The organism is Amycolatopsis sp. cmx-4-61, from assembly GCF_046548775.1.
GTDB lineage: Bacteria > Actinomycetota > Actinomycetes > Mycobacteriales > Pseudonocardiaceae > Amycolatopsis.
In genome coordinates this window covers 41,263-57,950 of the sequence record NZ_JAEBEI010000009.1, presented here as the reverse complement: position 1 = coordinate 57,950, position 16,688 = coordinate 41,263, and the positions used below count along the sequence as shown (strand labels likewise).

The 16,688-nt window shown below is 69.5% G+C and carries 18 protein-coding genes; all 18 read left to right on the top strand.

The window, feature by feature from the left end:
* Positions 1–529 precede the first annotated feature (529 nt).
* A complete protein-coding gene (locus tag ACLJOU_RS24940) occupies positions 530–2,425 on the top strand; it encodes a protease pro-enzyme activation domain-containing protein (protein ID WP_410570391.1) in 1,896 nt (631 codons plus the stop codon).
* 91 nt (positions 2,426–2,516) lie between these two features.
* Entirely contained in the window at positions 2,517–3,521 is a 1,005-nt protein-coding gene (locus tag ACLJOU_RS24935; RefSeq protein ID WP_410570390.1) for a L,D-transpeptidase, read from the top strand.
* 33 nt (positions 3,522–3,554) lie between these two features.
* Positions 3,555–4,226, top strand: a complete 672-nt coding sequence (locus ACLJOU_RS24930; protein WP_410570389.1) for a hypothetical protein — start codon at positions 3,555–3,557, stop codon at positions 4,224–4,226.
* A 93-nt stretch (positions 4,227–4,319) separates the two neighbouring features.
* Complete coding sequence (locus ACLJOU_RS24925; protein WP_410570387.1) at positions 4,320–5,348, top strand: AvrD family protein; 1,029 nt, start codon at positions 4,320–4,322, stop codon at positions 5,346–5,348.
* Positions 5,345–5,872, top strand: a complete 528-nt coding sequence (locus tag ACLJOU_RS24920) for a hypothetical protein (protein ID WP_410570385.1) — start codon at positions 5,345–5,347, stop codon at positions 5,870–5,872. Before ACLJOU_RS24925 ends, ACLJOU_RS24920 begins: the two co-directional genes overlap by 4 nt.
* Positions 5,869–6,651, top strand: a complete 783-nt coding sequence (locus ACLJOU_RS24915) for an ATP-binding protein (RefSeq protein WP_410570384.1) — start codon at positions 5,869–5,871, stop codon at positions 6,649–6,651. Before ACLJOU_RS24920 ends, ACLJOU_RS24915 begins: the two co-directional genes overlap by 4 nt.
* Positions 6,652–6,723: 72 nt before the next feature.
* A complete protein-coding gene (locus tag ACLJOU_RS24910) occupies positions 6,724–7,221 on the top strand; it encodes a hypothetical protein (RefSeq protein ID WP_410570382.1) in 498 nt (165 codons plus the stop codon).
* 221 nt (positions 7,222–7,442) lie between these two features.
* A complete protein-coding gene (locus ACLJOU_RS24905) occupies positions 7,443–8,939 on the top strand; it encodes a YczE/YyaS/YitT family protein (protein WP_410570381.1) in 1,497 nt (498 codons plus the stop codon).
* Positions 8,936–9,241, top strand: a complete 306-nt coding sequence (locus ACLJOU_RS24900) for a CBU_0592 family membrane protein (RefSeq protein WP_410570379.1) — start codon at positions 8,936–8,938, stop codon at positions 9,239–9,241. The genes ACLJOU_RS24905 and ACLJOU_RS24900 overlap by 4 nt, the downstream gene beginning before the upstream one ends.
* Positions 9,235–9,627, top strand: a complete 393-nt coding sequence (locus tag ACLJOU_RS24895) for a hypothetical protein (protein ID WP_410570377.1) — start codon at positions 9,235–9,237, stop codon at positions 9,625–9,627. The genes ACLJOU_RS24900 and ACLJOU_RS24895 overlap by 7 nt, the downstream gene beginning before the upstream one ends.
* 58 nt (positions 9,628–9,685) lie before the next feature.
* The gene (locus tag ACLJOU_RS24890; RefSeq protein ID WP_410570375.1) at positions 9,686–10,174 is read left to right on the top strand and encodes a hypothetical protein; all 489 of its coding nucleotides are present in this window, start codon (positions 9,686–9,688) and stop codon (positions 10,172–10,174) included.
* A gap of 166 nt (positions 10,175–10,340) precedes the next feature.
* On the top strand, positions 10,341–11,432 hold the full coding sequence (locus ACLJOU_RS24885) for a hypothetical protein (RefSeq protein ID WP_410570374.1): 1,092 nt from the start codon (positions 10,341–10,343) through the stop codon (positions 11,430–11,432).
* Positions 11,433–11,620: 188 nt separating this feature from the next.
* Complete coding sequence (locus ACLJOU_RS24880) at positions 11,621–12,637, top strand: alpha/beta hydrolase (protein WP_410570372.1); 1,017 nt, start codon at positions 11,621–11,623, stop codon at positions 12,635–12,637.
* A 197-nt stretch (positions 12,638–12,834) separates the two neighbouring features.
* The gene (locus ACLJOU_RS24875; RefSeq protein WP_410570371.1) at positions 12,835–13,263 is read left to right on the top strand and encodes a hypothetical protein; all 429 of its coding nucleotides are present in this window, start codon (positions 12,835–12,837) and stop codon (positions 13,261–13,263) included.
* Positions 13,263–14,408 carry a C40 family peptidase gene (locus ACLJOU_RS24870; RefSeq protein WP_410570370.1) on the top strand — a complete coding sequence of 382 codons (1,146 nt, stop codon included), beginning with the start codon at positions 13,263–13,265 and terminating at the stop codon, positions 14,406–14,408. Before ACLJOU_RS24875 ends, ACLJOU_RS24870 begins: the two co-directional genes overlap by 1 nt.
* A 2-nt stretch (positions 14,409–14,410) precedes the next feature.
* Positions 14,411–15,595: a MinD/ParA family protein gene (locus tag ACLJOU_RS24865; protein WP_410570368.1), complete on the top strand. Its 1,185-nt coding sequence runs from the start codon at positions 14,411–14,413 to the stop codon at positions 15,593–15,595.
* Complete coding sequence (locus tag ACLJOU_RS24860) at positions 15,592–15,951, top strand: hypothetical protein (protein ID WP_410570366.1); 360 nt, start codon at positions 15,592–15,594, stop codon at positions 15,949–15,951. Before ACLJOU_RS24865 ends, ACLJOU_RS24860 begins: the two co-directional genes overlap by 4 nt.
* A gap of 15 nt (positions 15,952–15,966) precedes the next feature.
* Positions 15,967–16,671 (top strand): hypothetical protein, encoded by a 705-nt coding sequence (locus ACLJOU_RS24855; protein WP_410570364.1) that lies wholly within the window; start codon positions 15,967–15,969, stop codon positions 16,669–16,671.
* The last annotated feature ends 17 nt before the right edge of the window (positions 16,672–16,688 follow it).

Below are 16,688 nucleotides of genomic sequence, written 5' to 3'. Positions count from 1 at the left end.
ACCGCGAACGAGCGGCGCTCGGCGCGGGACCTCGCAGCGAACGCCTACGCGTCGCAGGCTTCGTCCCGCAACGCAACAAGGTCGGTGACACCGTGTGCGGTTCCGGAATTCCATTTGTTTTGGAGACGATAGAACGGAACTGACGCCCCAAAGCCGTTCCCGCACATTCCTAGACCCGGTGCACCCGAGGGACACCAGGAACTTTGTCGCGCCCGAAATATCGCGTACGTTTGTTTCTCGAAATTCTACAACAAGATCGGTTGACACAACGGTCAAACCTTGTGCACAGTGAAGTCGAAGCTGAGAAGTTGCAGCTCACAAAGCCAGCAGGGGAACGCTGGCGATCATCAGGACCCGAAGCGCTCCCGCTAAACCCGATCGAATCATCGCGTTAGCGCGGGCTCCGTGAATGCGTTCCATGCGGCACAGCAACCGCCGCATTAGCGCAACGAACACACCTGGTGAATTTCCGGAAGAAACCGAGTAGGGGCTACGACACATGGCAATACGACCATCTCGCGCGGCAAGTGTGATCGCCGGATGTGCGGCACTGGCCGGGATCGCGGCTGCGACCCCGGCCACCGCCGCGAACAACCAGGCCGGGCCCGGCGATCGCGTAGCGGTCACCGGTAGCACCCCAGCCTGGGCGACCCCAGCCGCCAAGCTCGGCGGCGTCGACACCCACGCCACACGCCACGTCCAGGTGGCCTTGGCGCTGCGGGACCAGGCCGACGCCGAAGCCCTGGCGAAGGCGATCAGCACGCCCGGACAGCAGTTCCGCCACACGTTGTCCGCCTCCGAGTTCACCAACCGCTTCGCCGCGACCCAGAACACCGTCGACCAGGTCACCACGTGGCTGCGTCAGCAGGGGCTGGCCGTCACCGGCGTCACCAGCAACCGGCACTTCATCGAGGCGAGCGCCGACACGAAGACCCTCGAGCGAGCCTTCGGGACCACCCTCGCGAAGTTCAAGCACACGCTCAAGGGTGGCAAGACGGCTGCCCTGGTCGCGCCGGAGCGGCCGATCACCCTGCCGAGCTCGCTGCGCGCGGCAGTGACCAGCGTGCTCGGCCTTGACGATTCCGAGAAGACCATCACCCCGCAGCGCATCTCCCAGCCGACGCCCTCCGCGGCGGCTGCGACCGGCACCGGCTGCGCGAGCTCGTGGGGGCAGACCAACAACACCGCCGTACCGCAGGTCTACGGCGACGGTGCACAGAGCAACTTGATCTGCGGCTACAACACCCCGCAGACCCGCGGAATCTACGGCTTGACCGCCGCCAACACCGGTTCGGGTACGACCATCGGGATCGTCGGAGCCTACAACGGCGCCACGACACTGGCCGACGCGAACCGAGCCGCTGGTCACTTCGGCTCCCCGGCACTGGCCGCGGCCATGTACTCCGTGGCACTGCCCAGCGGCGGATTCAACAACGACCCGTCGTGCGAGCCGGACTCTTGGGCCGGCGAGCAAGCCCTGGACGTGCAGGCGTCGCACACGATCGCGCCGGCCGCGGAGATCCGGTACTACGCGGCCAAGGACTGCTTCAGCCTCTACAGCGCGCTGAACACCGCAGTCGCCGAGAACAAGGTCGGCGTCATCTCCAACAGCTGGGGCTACAACGGCGGCGAAAGCACCGTGCCCCCCGCCACCCGCCAGCAGGTCGACGCGATCGGTGTGCAGGCCGCGATCCAGGGCCAGAGCATCGTCGTGTCCTCCGGCGACGCCGGCGACAACTCCGGCGTCGCGGGCAGGCCCAGCCCGGCCTTCCCCGCGTCCAACCCCTGGGTGACTGCGGTGGGCGGGACGTCGGTCGCGGTCGACGGGTCCGGCCGCAAGCTGTTCGACACCGGCTGGACCTCAACCGCGCTGGTGCAGTCCGGCAACACGTTCGTTCCGACCCAGGACAAGGACGGGCCCTTCGCCGGCGGTGCCGGTGGCGGCGTGTCCTCGATCTTCGACCGGCCCGACTACCAGGCCGGCAAGGTCCCGGCGGGGACGAAGCGCATGGTCCCCGACGTGTCGGCGCTCGCCGACGCCTACACCGGTTTCGCGGTCGGGCAGACCGTTCCCGGACAGGGCTACGTGGAGTACGGCTCGGGCGGCACGAGCCTCGCCGCGCCGCTGATCGCGGGCCTGACAGCCAACGCTGCCCAGGCCGCGGAAACCGATCGCCTCGGCTTCCTGAACCCGGCGATCTACGACCTCGGTTCCTCGGCCATCGCCGACGTCACCCCGCACAAGCGAGGCGTCTGGACGCCAGTGGTCTTCGGGTACGGCGGCGTAACGGTCCCGCCCGGACAGGGCTCGTACTTCGTCGACTTCGACGCCAAGCCTCAGACGCTGCAGAGCGGTCCCGGTTGGGACCCGGTGACCGGCCTCGGCACGCCGAATGCCGGATTCGTGGCCGCGCTCGCGAAGTAGCACCAGCCCGTGTGGTGGCGGCACCGCCGCTCGGGGGCGCACGGCGTCGCCACCACACCGTAAACCCCCCTACAACCAGAAAGGAGGGCAAATGGACAGCGCGGACGACGGCCGGACCACGCAGCCGGATCCGGTCGCGACCGAGCCGGATGCCTCACCGGGCCCGGCGACCCCTCCGGGTGCCAGCGGCTCGACGGAGCCGCCTTCGGGTGCAGGGAACCGCCGACGCGGTCTGATCCTCGCCGCCTATGGGATGGCCGTCGTTCTCGCTCTGGGCGGCCTGGCGGCCGCGCTGACAGGCGGCACGCCGACCAGCAACGCCAGCACAGCTGAGACCGGCACCGCACTGGCAGCGCCCGTGGGCGATCCCGGCAATGACGAGCTCGTCGTTGAACCGCAACCGGTCTCCGCCGATCGGTTGGCGAGACTGCCAATGGCCGACACCTTCGCGAACATCGCAGGAGCACCCGCGGACCCAGCACCAACCGCCCGCACGGCAGGCCGAATCGCGCACCCGTCGAGAACGATCCCCGTCTACGACTCCCCCGGTGGCCAACCGATCGCAGCGCTACCCGCCCAACAGCGATTCGCCGAGCTGACCACCGACACCAAAATCCCGGTCATCGCAGAGCGACCCGGCTGGGCCCAAATCCTGCTTCCCAGCCGTCCCAACAACGCCACCGGCTGGATCTACCTCGACGACCCCGCCGTCACCACCGAGCACAGCAGGTTCCGCATCGACATCGACCGCCAAGCGTTCACCTTGACCCTCTACAGCAACGACGCACCGATCGGCCGCTGGACCATCGGCATCGGCAAGGCCGGAGCGATCACGCCGGCGGGGCGAACCTTCATTCTCGCGTCCATTTTGGACAACAGACCGAAGCCGTTCAGTCCGATCGTGCTGCCCCTGGGCACCCACTCCGCGACTCACCTGACCTTCGGTGCCGGGCCCGGCACCGTCGGCATCCACACCTGGCCCAAAGACAACGTGTATGGCCGGGCCTCCTCAGACGGCTGCGTCCGCGTTCCCCGCGACGCACTCGACGTGATCTCCAAGACCGTGCCGCCGGGCACCGTCGTCGAGATCGCGTGAACACGACAACCAACTCACCTTAGGGGGGACCACGTGGTCCGCACTATCGAACGACGCGCCACCCAGCGGGCGCTGACCGCCGCCGGCCTGGGCGGCATCCTCGCCGCCGGAATCGTCGGCTTCACCCTCAGCACGCCGGTGTCACCGGCCGCGGCCGCCTCGGGGTCGACCGCGTTCGGCGTCCGCGCCACGAACACGGTCAACCTCAGCGCCGACTCTGGCTCGCTGTCCAACCCCACGGTCTCCGCCACCGGGATCTCCACCGAGACCTCGGCCGGCTACGCCAAGGCGTCGGTCGCCAGTCTCACTGTCGGCGGTGTGTCGATCGGATCGGTGTCGGCCACCTGCAAGCAGGGAGTCACCACCGTCACCCACAGCGGAAGTGACCAGGACACGAAGTTCTTCCACGTTCACTTCGGAAAGTCCGGCGGCCCCAGCGCCACCGGCGTCACGGTCACGATCACCGACAAGAACGGCAAGGTCTCCGAGACCGTCCGCGCGGCCGGGGTCTCGTGCAGCAAGGCCGACACCGAGCCGCCGACAAGCGAGCCGCCCACCGGCCAGCCCACACCACCGACCGGCGCACCGATCAGCAAGCCCGGCACACACCCGACTGCGACCACGAAGCCGAAGACCACGAAGACCCCGGACAAGGACGCGACTCCGGTCGCGCCGAAGCCGGGCCACCTCGCGGTCACCGGCTGACCCTGTGCGGGGCCGGGATCGGCTCCCCCCGTCCCGGCCCCGCACATCCCTCTACGAGCCGATCAGCCGCCGAGTCTTCGAAAAGGAGTACCCATGCACGTCGCACGATCGAGCACCACCAGCCCGGTTCCGCGTTCGCCGCGTCGGTTCGCTTCGATCGATGACCAGCTCGGCCCACACAGCCAGCGTTACTTCGGCAGCGGCTTCAAGCGCGTCACGCACCGCATCACCGGGGCACACCTCGACCCGAGCACCGACCTTCTCCGCGCCCGGGCGCACCTGAACTACCCCACCGACTGGTCGGCGAAGACCGCCGGCAAGCAGCTGACGCCGCACCTGAGCACCCTCGACGCCGCCGTTGTGGCAGTGCAGCTCGCCGAACTGCACCTAAACACGGCGTTTGAACTCGGCGACCAGCAGCGGCGAGCACTGTGGATCCGGCGGCTGAGCATCAAGGCCGGCGCCACACCACAGGAACAGCTCGACGACGTCGCGCTCTCGGTTCGGCGAACCTCCACCGAGCGCAACGCCGCCACCGGCGTGTCCCGTATGGAGGGACGTGTCGGCGCCCTCGCCACCGTGTGCGAGGTCGTCCATGATCGTGACCTGCGCATTGCCCGGCAGACCAGCGACGCCATCGACACCGACGAGATTCTTGGTGACCCGGCCAGGCGCTACTTCGGCCAAGGATTCCAGCAGCGCAACTACGACCTGCGCGACGTCGTCATCGCCGACGACCACTCCGCCGTCTCCGCCACCACCCGGGTATCGGGCGACGTGATCCACCCCGACGGCCTGAGCGGAAAGTTCCAGCCGGCGATCACCTTCGTCGACGGCCTGATCGTGCTCGCCCAGCTGGCGCAGAGCCTGCTCTACGCACTGGACGACATCGACCGCACGGCGAGCAACACCTTGTGGATGCGTCGCGTGGAGATCTCCGGTCCGCCCCCGCATCAGCGCCTCGGGGCACCGTTCCGGTCCTCCACCTCCGTCTCCCGTACCGCCCTTGTCGATTTCGCGGGTGGCCGCTGGCGGACCTCGGACTGGCGCGCGCAGTTCAGCGGCCTGACGTTCAGCTATCGCCTCGCCCATGACATCCCCGCACCGCGGGACGCCCGATGAGCGCCCGGCCGACCGTCCGGCACGGAGACGTCCTGATCGTGGCCGAAGGCGCCGCACGGCTGACCTGGGCGCGCGTCGGCGCCGCGAGATGGCGTCCGATCAGCCTGTGGCCAACCCGCGACGAGCAGGCGGAGATCGCCGCGCACGTCGATGCCGGGGCGCCATTGCTGGTGGTGCTCGCCGAGATGCCCACGATCGTCCCCCTCTTCCCGGAAGAGCTGCTCGACGCGCCGGACGAACTGGTGCAGCTGGCCACGTTCACCGGCTACCTCAGCGAGCTGAACATCCCGTTCCTCGGCTGGCTGCCACCGCAGCTGCGCTCCCGCGGTCAGCACTTCTTCGAGCAGACCAGGTCCGGCATGAAGGCCTTGCCGCGTGAGCTGCGGCCACCGCTGCTGCTGGAGGACCCGCCTGCTCACGGACTCGGCCATGTCCGGTTCGCGCGCTGGCTGCGCTCGGGCCATCCCCCCATCGACGACCTCATTCCCGCCGCCGACCGCGTCTTCACCGGAGGATGCTCATGACCACCAACCCCAACGGCGAGAAGGTACGCCTGGCAATCTCCGGCACCTACTCCACCGGCAAGAGCACCACGACCGAAGCCTTGTCGATCGCGACCGGAATCCCGCGCACGCACGCAAAGACCTCGCGGGAAATCCTCATGGACATCGTGCCCGGCAAGCTGGTCCAGGAACTGTCGGCCATGGAGCTGATCAAGCTCGGCCTCCGACGGTTCGAGGAACGCGTCGCCAACGAATCGCTGCCCGGGTCGTTCATCAGCGACGGCTCAGTGGTGCACGAGTGGGTGTATGGCGAAGCGCGGATGCGGGTCGGGATCAACCCCGGTGCCAGCTGGGGGCTGCGGACCCTCAAGAAGGCTTCCGGATTCCGGGTCCGCCGTTTCTACCAGCAGTACATGGACATCTATGGGGATCTGACGAAGGCACGCGCACGGCGCCTCTACGACGCCTACGTCCACCTGCCGGTTGAGTTCCCGATGCACGTCGACGGCCACCGCCCGGTGTCGGAGGAGTTTCGGCTGCTGTCCGACGAGCTGCTGCTGCGCACGCTGGCCGAACTGGGTCTGCCGTACCACGTGGTCCGCGGAAGCATCGCCGACCGGGTTGCGCAGATCGTGGAGTTGTTCGACCTCCCCCTGGCCGTCTCGATCCCCGACGCGATCGACCAGGCCCAGGACCGGGTCCGCGCCGCCACCGACGTCCTCGAGTCCGACGCCCGGCTTCACCACGCCCGCCGCCACAAATCGCTCGCCCGCCGGGTCGCGTACGCGCTGCGGTACTGACCGGAGCCTCCTCCCCGTGGCAAGACCGCAACCCCTTGCCAGACGCATTTCCATACCTCCGAAAGGAAAACCATGTCGACCGACCTCAATCTGCGCGTTCAGACTCCGGGCTTCCCCCCGTACGCTCTCGGCGCGCAAAACCAGCAGCTGGCACCGCTGGTGCACTCCGGCGTCGTGAATCCCAGGGGACTCACGTGCGGCATGGTGAGAATGAATGGCGGACACCACGCGGTCGCGCACATCCACGAGCACACGCCGATCCTCGTTTTCGTCCACACCGGACTGATCGCTTCGCTGGTCGGCGAAGAGCTGGAGACGTACCTGCACGCGCCCGGCTCGGTCCTCTGGATCGCACCCGGAATCCCGCATCTCGGCGTCAACCTCGACCCCGTCGCCACCGCCTCGCTCCTCGAAGCTCGCACGGACCCCGCCTTCAACGAGGACGTAGTGCGACGGCCGGATCTCGACGAACTCGTCGCCGAGCGCGCCGCCGACCTGCAACGTCGCTACGCCCGCGGCGAACTCGACGACCAGCTGGCTACGCCGAGCGTGCACATCGTGGACCAGTAAGAGCGATGGACGTCATTCCTGATGAGCCAGCCTTCGCCCCGGAGGCCGGACAACGAAGCGATTCAGGCCAAGCCGATCTGCGCGTCAGGCAGAGCGAACCAACTTCCCACACAAAGGACACTCACTCGGGGCGCAAGTCTGTCCTGCGGGCTGCGCATCGATCCGGCGGCCACCATGCTCGACGCCCCACGGCTATCGGTCGTGCCGGTCACGGCAGGATCGTGGTCGGCCACGCGTGGCGGCTGCCCTGGGCACGTGTCGCTCTGCTGGGCGCCGGCACCTTGTCGATGGGCGTGGGCATCGCACTACTGGTCTCCAGCCGGCTGGGCATGGTGCCGATGGACTCCCTGCACCTGGCCGTCGCGCACACGCTCGGCTGGACACTCGGCAGCGGCATCCTCCTCTGCCAGACGATCCTGCTGGCCACGTTCGTTCCATTGCGGCTGCGACCGGGTCTGGGCACCGTCTTCGGTCTCGTGGTGCCTGCGGTCACTGCGGACGCGGTCTTGGCCGCACTGCCGCCCCTGACCAACATCATCGTTCGCCTCATCGTCTTCGCTGGAGGCGCCGGCTTGTTCTGCGCCGGTGTTGCGACGTACCTGGCCGCGGCCCTCGGCCCGCTGCCGCGCGACGGGCTCATGCTGGCGCTGGCGGGCGACCGGTCCGCGACTGGCCGCAACGGTCGCCGGCTCGCGTTGGCCCGCATCGGCATCGACGTCGTTTTCGTCGGGACCGCCACACTCATCCTCGGACCGGCCGACGCGGCGCGAACTGGCATCGCCTCCGCCGGCACAGCCGTGCTGGCCGTGGCCAGCGGCCCGCTGATCGCCCTGTCGTTGCGGTACGTCACCCGGATCCGCGGAGTTGGCGGCCCCGGTTCGCCGCGGCGGCACCGGCCGCCGATGACGCTCGCTCGCCACATGCAGCGGCTGGCCTACATAGGGTTTCAGCACGCGCAGGGATCGCAGGCTCTGCAGGTTCATTTCGTCCAGGCCTACATCCGCATCCTCGCCGAGAACAACGTTCCGCAAGTGCCGCAGACACGGGAGGAACTCGCGGCCCGTGCCGCGCGCCTGCGGCCGCCACCAGGCCACCTCGACGTCGGGGATGACCAACTGGTCCGGGCACAGTTCATGTTCTGGGCCCACAACACTTGGGACATCGCGGCCGCTGTCTACCACGCCAACCCGGGCCTGCTGCCCGACCGCGCGACCCTCGACGAGCGCGCGGCCAACCTCGGGGGGCACGCGGACATGACCAGCTTCTCCGATGGCGAAATGACGGCATTGGCCGAGGCCTTCGCGACCTACCGGAGCACGCCGGGATCGCAGCTGAGCGCCGCCCAGGTCATCGACCTGCACCTGGTACCGGTCCTCATCGAGGTCGAGCTTGCCTTCCAGGGCACGAGCGATCGCTTCCGGCAACGCCCCCGGACAGACGGCGGAGACGTCCACGAAAGCCGTCTTCTCACCCACTGCCACACCGCACTGCTGCGCCACCGTCAAGGCCGCGCGCGCGTGACCGACCAGATCTATCACCGCATCTGCCACCGCCTCGACTCCCTGGCCGCAGCCCAGCCGGGAACCGATCCCGTCGCGGCCCGCTACGCCGAGCTGATCGCGGCCTATAACCGCAACCACCCGGCTGTCCAGGCTGTCCGATTGCACGTTCCCCTCACCGAGTTCCCCGCCACCACGACGAGCGGTGAACAGCGATGACCGGCGCGCAGATTCTGCAGCTGGCCGGCTCGATCCTCTTACTGGTCGCGTTCCTGCTCGCCCAGAGCTCCTCGATCGCGACCGCGTCGCTCAGCTACCTGATCTTGAACTGGATCGGGTCTGGGCTCCTTGCGGGCGGGCTCGCCCTTGCCATGCAAATCGGGTTCGTTCTCGAGGTCATCTGGTCCGCCGCTTCGTTGATCGGCCTTGTGCGGGTTCTCGCGCCCCGCCGCCACTCCATGCGCGACCACCAATTTTCCCTGAAAGGCAACACAAACACCGAAAGGAAGCCATCATGTTGAACACCACGAAGGTCGCCGCCGGAACGCTGCTGCTGACCGCCGCGATCGCCGGCGGCTCGGCGCTGCTGACCACGGCCACGGCGGCGGCCGCGGAGCGTCCGGACAACCGCGAACTCACGGTGTCCCCCGCCGGCACTCGGATCGACTTCGGCGCGCCGGACAACCGCGAGCTCGGGGTCTCCGTGGACGGCGTACGCATCACCTTCACCACGCCGAGCACCCGGGAGGGCAGCGTCGGCCCGGACGGCACCCGGATCAACACCGTCTCGCCGGACACCCGGGAAGGCGTCGTGTCACCGAACGGCACGCGCATCTACGGCTCCACCGAGGCGCCGGGCAGCTACTCGCACGGGGTCAACCCGGCCGGCGTCCGCATCAACTTCTAGCTCCTCGGCTCCCGCCGCGCAGCGCTCATCCCCGGATATCAAACAGAAGGAGTTGTCCATGTCGGTCTCCCGCATCAGCACGACCGGGATTCTCGCGGCGGCAATCACCGGCGGCGTCTTGACCTTCGCCGGTGCGGCGGCCGCGGAGGTTCCCGGCCCTGTGCCGGCGTCGCCGGCGATCTCGGCTGCGGCGAACGTTGCCGTTCCGTCGCAGCCGATCCTCACCCGCGGTAGCCCCGCCCCGGCGGAAGCCCCGCCCGCCACGGTGCCGTCGCGGTCTGGCGCCGCACCGGCGCAGGCACTGCAGTGGATCGAGGCCCACTCGATCGTCGACGTCGCGCGTGTACGCAGCAGTCCGGTCAACGGGCGCATCATCGCCGGGATGCCGCGCGGCGCCGGACTGTGGACATCGTGCAGGCGCCTGGCATCCGACGGTTACTGGTGGGCCTGGGTCGCCTACAACGACCGAGGCGATCACTGGGTGTCCGGCTGGACCCGCGGTGACCTCGTCCGCATGGTCCGTCCCTACACCCTGCCGTCCTGTTAGGACGACGACTTCCCGCCTGACCGCACACGATCGCCGGCAGGTTGTTGACGGGCGGGCGCACGGTCCGCCCGTCAACAACTCGACGCCTACCGCGCGACCGACTCACCACCCAGCCCGCTGCCCGCGCGGACTCTCTCCCGGCCAACATCCGACTTCGGAGATCTCGATGTCCGTTTTGAACACCACTCCGCCCGTCACGACGCACTGGGCGCCGAAGCCGGTCCACGTTCACGCGGTCGGCACTGCACCGGCCGCCACCGGCGGCGACCCGCTCTCGACCATGCAATGGCACCTCGACCATCGCCACGGCGCGCGGATGACGGCCCTGCCCTTCGACACCGATCCCCACTGGATCATCGACTGGCTCAACGCGCGAGTGGAGGTTCCCGGCCTCGTGCAGGTGCGCGACGGCGAAAGCCGCGGCTACGACGACATGCCGTACTACAGCGTGGCCGAGGGGCATCGGCTGACCACGGCAGACCTGGCGCTGGGACGCCCGCAGCTGGCCGAGGAGGCGTTTCACGCGAAGGACCGCCTCGTCGGCGATGACATCCCATCGCGGCTTCAGGTGAGCATCCCGAACGCCCTTGATCTCGCGTACTTCGTGTCCGGCTCGGCGGAGGCGTCGGTGGAGTGGATGCCGGAGATGCAGACGATGGTCGCCGGCGAAGTCAGCGAAATCGCCGACCGCAGGGGCGATCGCGTCGTGTTCCAGCTCGAGTCTCCGACGATCCTGCTGGCATACGCCAGGACACCGTGGGAGGACTGGTCGCTGCTGACCCGGGAGCTGGCTACGCAAGTCGCCGGCATCCTGGCCGCCGCGCCGGACGCCGAGTGGTTGCTGCACTTGTGCTACGGCGACGTAGGGCACCAGCCCTTGATCGTGCCGACCGACTTCTCCGCGGCCGTGCAGTTCCTCAACGCGCTGGCCGAGCTGCTGGCCGACCTCGGCATCGCGATGCCGACGGTGCACCTTCCCGCTGCGCACGGCGATGCCGCGCCCTCTACGGACCCGGCGTTCTACGCGGCGCTCCGGCACCTGCGGCGGGGCATCGCCGTGATCGCGGGAGTGGTGGCCGAGTCGTATCCGGACCAGACCCGCACGGCGCTCGGCCTGGTCGTCGACGCACTCGCAGGCCCCGTCGACGGGGTCGGCGCCGGCTGCGGACACGGGCGCCGCACGAACGCCGCCGCCGCGGCGAACGCCGCGCTCGCGGCGAACCTCGCACACGCCTGGACCGCCTCGGCGAGCCGATAGGTCCGCTGACCACGAGCGGACGAACCGCTCATCCCGCACGGTCGCCGACCGCGACCTCAACGCCTGATCAGGGGGAAGAAATGAAAGGACGACACACTCGCCGGACCGGTCCGTCGGATCTGCGGCTGCGCGGTAGCCGCGCCTACCGAGGTCGGCACCGGGTGCGTGGTGGCAGTTGGGGGACGGTGTTGCCGACGTTGGTTCTGCTCGTCGCAACGATCGCCGCCGGGATGGCCCTGCCGGCGTCGGCCGCGAGCCAAACGACGTGCGCAGAACTGGATGAACCGGTCCACTCCGGACTGCTCGCCGCCACCATGCACGCGACGCTCTGCTCGACCGCCGCCGGGCAAGGCGACGCTCCTCTGCAGGTCCTCGTCTCGGGCGGCACCTACAACCGGACGTACTGGGCCGGGCTGGGTCTCGACGCCTACTCCTACACCCGCCGGGCGAATGCCGCCGGATTCGACACACTCGCGGTGGACCGGATCGGCACCGGTGACAGCAGTCATCCACTCAGCGCGCTGGTCACGGCCGGAGTTCAGGCCGACGCCGTGCACCAGCTGATCACGCGCGCCCGAACCGGCACCCTGGACGGGCACCGCCACAGCCTTGTGGCGCTGGTCGGCCACTCGCTGGGCAGCATGGCAGCCGTCATCGCAGCAGCGCGCTATCCCGGCGACCTCGGCGCCCTGATCCTCACCGGCTACAGCCACCTCATCTCCGGCGACCAGCTGCTCACCTCGCTGACGTCGATGTATCCGGCGGCCCTGGAAGGCCGGCCGCTGGATCCGGGCTACCTCACCACCCGTCCCGGCGTCCGGGCCGGACTCTTCCACGCCTCCGACGACGTTGACCCCGCCGTGGTCGCCGCCGACGAGGCGACCAAAGACGCCTCCAGCGCGACGGAGCTGCCCGACGCGGTCCTCGTCGGCATGGCCCGAGCCACGTCCCGCTCGATCACGGTCCCGGTGCTGTTAGCGAACGGCGGCCGGGACTCGTGGGCGTGCACCGCGGTCGACTGCACCAGTCCGCAGGCTCTGCGCGCGGCGGAGCAGCCGTACTTCTCGACGCCGCTGACGACCTACGTGCAGCCCCGATCGGGACATTGCCTCGCCCTGGCCGCGGACGGCGGCGAGTTCACCGACTTCGCCAGCCAGTGGCTCACCACTGTGCTGCGAGCCGGCGACACACGCGGTGCCTCATGAGCACCCGCACGCGGACCGCCGCCGCAGCATTCCTGGCCGCAGCCGCCGCTCTCGCCGCGGGATGCTCGACCAGCTCGCCTGCTCCGCCAGCGGATGCCACAGCCAGCGCACCGGCACCGGCGACCAGCCCGTCGGTCGCGTTGCCGCCCGTCACAGCAAGCCTCCCCGCGACGACCACGGCAAACCCTCCGACCGGAGTGCCGGCACCGGCACCGTCGCCGCCGTTCACCGCCGACGTCTACGCCTCCCCGGTCTCGGTGGCCACGGCCTGGATGACCCAGTGGTGCAGCACCGACTGGCAGCAGCCGCGCAACGCGAACGTTCAGCGGGCCGCCGCGCTGCAAACCTCGTTCGCTGCAGCCGCCGACCTCGCAGCCGGCGACTCCGAGGCGGCCTACCGGCAGATGCAGGACATGAAGGTCAGCAGCGCCTGCGACCACGTCGCCGCCGAGGTGGACCCGGAGGCGCCAGCGGGGCAGAACCGCGTCTTCGTGATCGTCACGGCGAACCGCACCCGGCTGGCCGACGGCCGCCCGTTCCAGACCGCGCCCGAATCCAGCACCCGGGCCGTGGTCCGGCAGAGCAACGGGCGCTGGCTGGTCGACGTCGCTGTGGACGCCGGCTGATGAAGGCTCTGCTCGCAGTCCCAGCGCTCGCGGTGGTCGCCGCCTTGGCGACGGTGCTCGTCCTCGGCAACGACGACCGCGCCGAAGCCGTCGGGCCACCCCCGACCTGCAGCGCGCCCGCACCGATCGCGGCACCGGGAGACCCGCCGCAGCCACCGACCGGCGGAAGCATCTTCGGCGGGATCACGCTGTCCCCGCCGCAGATCTCCGCAGCGCAGACGATCGTCAGCACGGCCAAGGGCCTGAACATCACCGCACGGGGCACCACGATCGCGCTCCAGGCGGCGATGCAGGAATCGACGCTGAACCCCGACGCCCAGAACGGCAACGCCCTCGGGCTGTTCCAGCAAATCCAGCCGGGACCGTACAACGCCTACGTCGGCTACAACCCGAAAGGCTCCCCCGGACCGGCGACTCGCGGGTTCTTCACGGTGCTCACAAAACGAGCCCCCGGCTACAACGCCGACCCCCGCACGAACGCCGAACTCGCCGAGCTGGTCGAGGCCAGCGGGCACGGCGAGCGGTACGCCAAGTGGGAACCGCTGGCCAAGGCGCTGGTCTCCGCGCTGTTCGACGGCGCCGCCGGCGGCCCGCTCAAGTGCGAAGACCAATCGCTGAAGGGAAAAATTCAGGTCCACATCCGAGGCGGGAACGTCGTGACGCTGCCGCCGGAGGCCGGCGTCGAAGGCGACGTCACCGCGGCGTCTCCGCAGATCGCGAAGGCGATCGCGGCCGGGCTGTCGTGGCTCGGAACCCCGTACGCCTGGGGCGGCGGCGACGCGAACGGGCCGACCCGCGGGATCCACGACGGCGGGGTCGCCGACGAGCACGGGGACTACAACAAGGTCGGTTTCGACTGCGCCGGGTTGACGTTCTACTCGTATGCGCAAGCCGGCGTGACGTTGACAAAACCGTCCCGGACACAGCTCACCAACGCGAAGGTCGTCGTCCCGTTTTCCCAAGCGCAGCCGGGCGACTTGCTGTTCTGGGGGCAGCACCACGTCGCCATGTACCTCGGCGTCGCCGCAGGCAGGCACGTGATGTTGGAGGCCCCGCAAAGTGGCGACGTGGTCAAGGTCTCGAACGTGCGACTCGGCGGAGATTTCCGCAACGTCGCCGCCCGCCCCATTCCAGGAGGTGAATAGAAATGCGCAGCGAAGACACTCGAGGATACGGCGCCGAACCGCCGGTGGACCTCAGCCGGTCGGCTGGCCCGGCCGCAGAGCGTGCGAACGACAGTCAGGGGGAGAAGCCGCCGGGCGCCGCTGAGCAGCCCCTGGAAGCGCCCTCACCGTCGGCGACCAGCGCACCCCCCCAGTGGGGATGGCGCGGTCGTCTCCGCCGATTCAGCGGAGGGCTGATCACACCGAAGCCCGGCAAGGCCGAAGAGCGGTACCGGCTCGCCGAAGCCGCTGCTCGCCAGCACCTCGGAGGGTCGCGGGTGCTGATGGTCGCCAGCCCGAAGGGCGGCGCAGGCACCACGACCGCGACGCTGCTGCTCGCCCACACACTGGCCGTCGTCCGCAGAGGCAGCGTCGTCGCGTGGGACAACACCGACGCCCGCGGCAACCTCGGCGACCGCGCCGAGGTGCGAACCCCGGCCACGTCGGTGTCACATCTGCTCGCCGCCGCCGAACATCTCGTGACCTCCGCGACCACCGCCGGGGACATGACCTACTACCTGCGCAGCCAGCCCTCCGGAGCCGAAGTCCTGGCCGCCGACACCGACCCGACGTCGCCGCATCCGGTCGGGCCCGCCGAGTGCGGACGGATCGCCGCACTGCTGGAACGACACGTCCGGCTGACCGTGATCGACAGTGGCAACGACGTCCACTCCGCCAGGTGGAGGTGGGCGGCGGCCGCGGCAGACTGCCTGGTCGTTCCCATCACGCTCGACATCGACGTCGCGCAGGCGGCCTCCTGGATGCTCGACACGCTGCTCGCCAGCGGACGATCAAGCCTGGTCGCGGGTGCAGTCGTGCTGGTGCGCCCGGGCATGACGACTCCCCCGGACGCCACCCGCCTGCGGATCCTTGAGCACTTCCACGCGCGCTGCGGGGTGGTCCTCGAGGTTCCGCACGATCCGCAGTTGGCGGCTGGCGTGCCGTTGGTGTTCACCCGGCTCGGGCCTGCGACGCGCCGCGCCTGGGTGATGGTCGCTGCCGCAGTCGCCGATCAGCTCGCCGCCGTCCGGCGCGAGCGTCCCGACCAGCGCGGCGACGTCACCCGCGCGCACCCGCCGGCGCGGGGCGCACCCCGGCCGGCGTCTCAGGACTCACACGGACTCGGCGCGTCGGTCACGGCGCTGCCGTTCAGAAGGGCGCAAGCATGATCCACCACTACCTGGACTTGGGTGTGCAGTTCCTCACCCAGGCACCGTCCGTACCCGCGGATCCGACCGGCGGCGGGCCGCCAAATCCGTTCAACGGTGTCACGCCGGACTTCTCGTTCTTCGGGATGAAGTTCAACTCTGCGTGGAAGAAACTGCTGGCCGGGGCCTGGGGCATCGGGTTCGTGATCATCGCCTTCGGCGCGATCCGTGCCGTCGTCGAACTGCAGTCGGCCCGCCGCGGTGGGCATCCCGGATCAGTGCTGGAACACAGCGAATCCGCGAAACGCTCCGGAATTGCGCTCGCTGCCCTGGCCGGAATCGGCATCATCTTCGGTGCAGTGATCGCCCTCTTCTGACCTTGGAGCACGCAGATGACGACGTACGCACCTCAGCCCGCCCGTCCCACGGGTGCCCGACCCCGCCGGCTTTGGCCGGTCATCACCGCCGCCATCGTCGTTGCCCTGTTGATCGGCGGCGTCGCCGGCTGGCTGATCAGCCCAGCGGGGAGCAACTCGGACAGCGGGCCTGGCGGGGGCGCGCCGACGTCGTCGGCCGGTGGCCTCGGGGCGCCGCACGGTCCGAAGGTGATCCGCAACGGGGTGCCGTCGGGCTACACCCAGGACCAGGCCGGCGCGGCGAACGCGGCGGTGAACGCCGTGCAGGTGCAGACGGCTGTCGCCCACGGCAACGCCGACGGTGCCGAGACCGCATCAACCTGGATCGCCGCGGCCGCCGACGCGCACGCCCGCGCCGCGTTGTCGGCCGCCACCGGCGCACCGGGCGACGACCAGACCTCCAAGACGCCCGTGACGACCCGGGTCACAAGCTTCACCGGCTCGGCCGCCACGGTCGAGGTGTGGATCGTCGCGGTCGGCTCGTCGGCAGGCATCGGCGGCGGCGTCACGACGTCGCAAGACTGGTCCACCCAGACCTACGCGCTGACCTGGGAGAAAGGCGACTGGAAGGTCGTCTCTTTCCGCACGAAGAACGGCCCGCAGCCGGGCGACGGGCAGTCCAGCACCGGCGCGTCGGTCCCGCCGCTGACCAACGGCCTCTACACCGTCTTCATCAACTGACATGAACGTTTGGGGGG

Excerpts from the sequence above, each read along its gene's own strand:
- ACLJOU_RS24935 (WP_410570390.1), top strand. The coding sequence starts at position 2,517 with ATGGACAGCGCGGACGACGGCCGGACCACGCAGCCGGATCCGGTCGCG.
- ACLJOU_RS24925 (WP_410570387.1), top strand. The coding sequence starts at position 4,320 with ATGCACGTCGCACGATCGAGCACCACCAGCCCGGTTCCGCGTTCGCCG.
- ACLJOU_RS24920 (WP_410570385.1), top strand. The coding sequence starts at position 5,345 with ATGAGCGCCCGGCCGACCGTCCGGCACGGAGACGTCCTGATCGTGGCC.
- ACLJOU_RS24915 (WP_410570384.1), top strand. The coding sequence starts at position 5,869 with ATGACCACCAACCCCAACGGCGAGAAGGTACGCCTGGCAATCTCCGGC.
- ACLJOU_RS24910 (WP_410570382.1), top strand. The coding sequence starts at position 6,724 with ATGTCGACCGACCTCAATCTGCGCGTTCAGACTCCGGGCTTCCCCCCG.
- ACLJOU_RS24900 (WP_410570379.1), top strand. The coding sequence starts at position 8,936 with ATGACCGGCGCGCAGATTCTGCAGCTGGCCGGCTCGATCCTCTTACTG.
- ACLJOU_RS24895 (WP_410570377.1), top strand. The coding sequence starts at position 9,235 with ATGTTGAACACCACGAAGGTCGCCGCCGGAACGCTGCTGCTGACCGCC.
- ACLJOU_RS24890 (WP_410570375.1), top strand. The coding sequence starts at position 9,686 with ATGTCGGTCTCCCGCATCAGCACGACCGGGATTCTCGCGGCGGCAATC.
- ACLJOU_RS24885 (WP_410570374.1), top strand. The coding sequence starts at position 10,341 with ATGTCCGTTTTGAACACCACTCCGCCCGTCACGACGCACTGGGCGCCG.
- ACLJOU_RS24870 (WP_410570370.1), top strand. The coding sequence starts at position 13,263 with ATGAAGGCTCTGCTCGCAGTCCCAGCGCTCGCGGTGGTCGCCGCCTTG.
- ACLJOU_RS24865 (WP_410570368.1), top strand. The coding sequence starts at position 14,411 with ATGCGCAGCGAAGACACTCGAGGATACGGCGCCGAACCGCCGGTGGAC.
- ACLJOU_RS24860 (WP_410570366.1), top strand. The coding sequence starts at position 15,592 with ATGATCCACCACTACCTGGACTTGGGTGTGCAGTTCCTCACCCAGGCA.
- ACLJOU_RS24855 (WP_410570364.1), top strand. The coding sequence starts at position 15,967 with ATGACGACGTACGCACCTCAGCCCGCCCGTCCCACGGGTGCCCGACCC.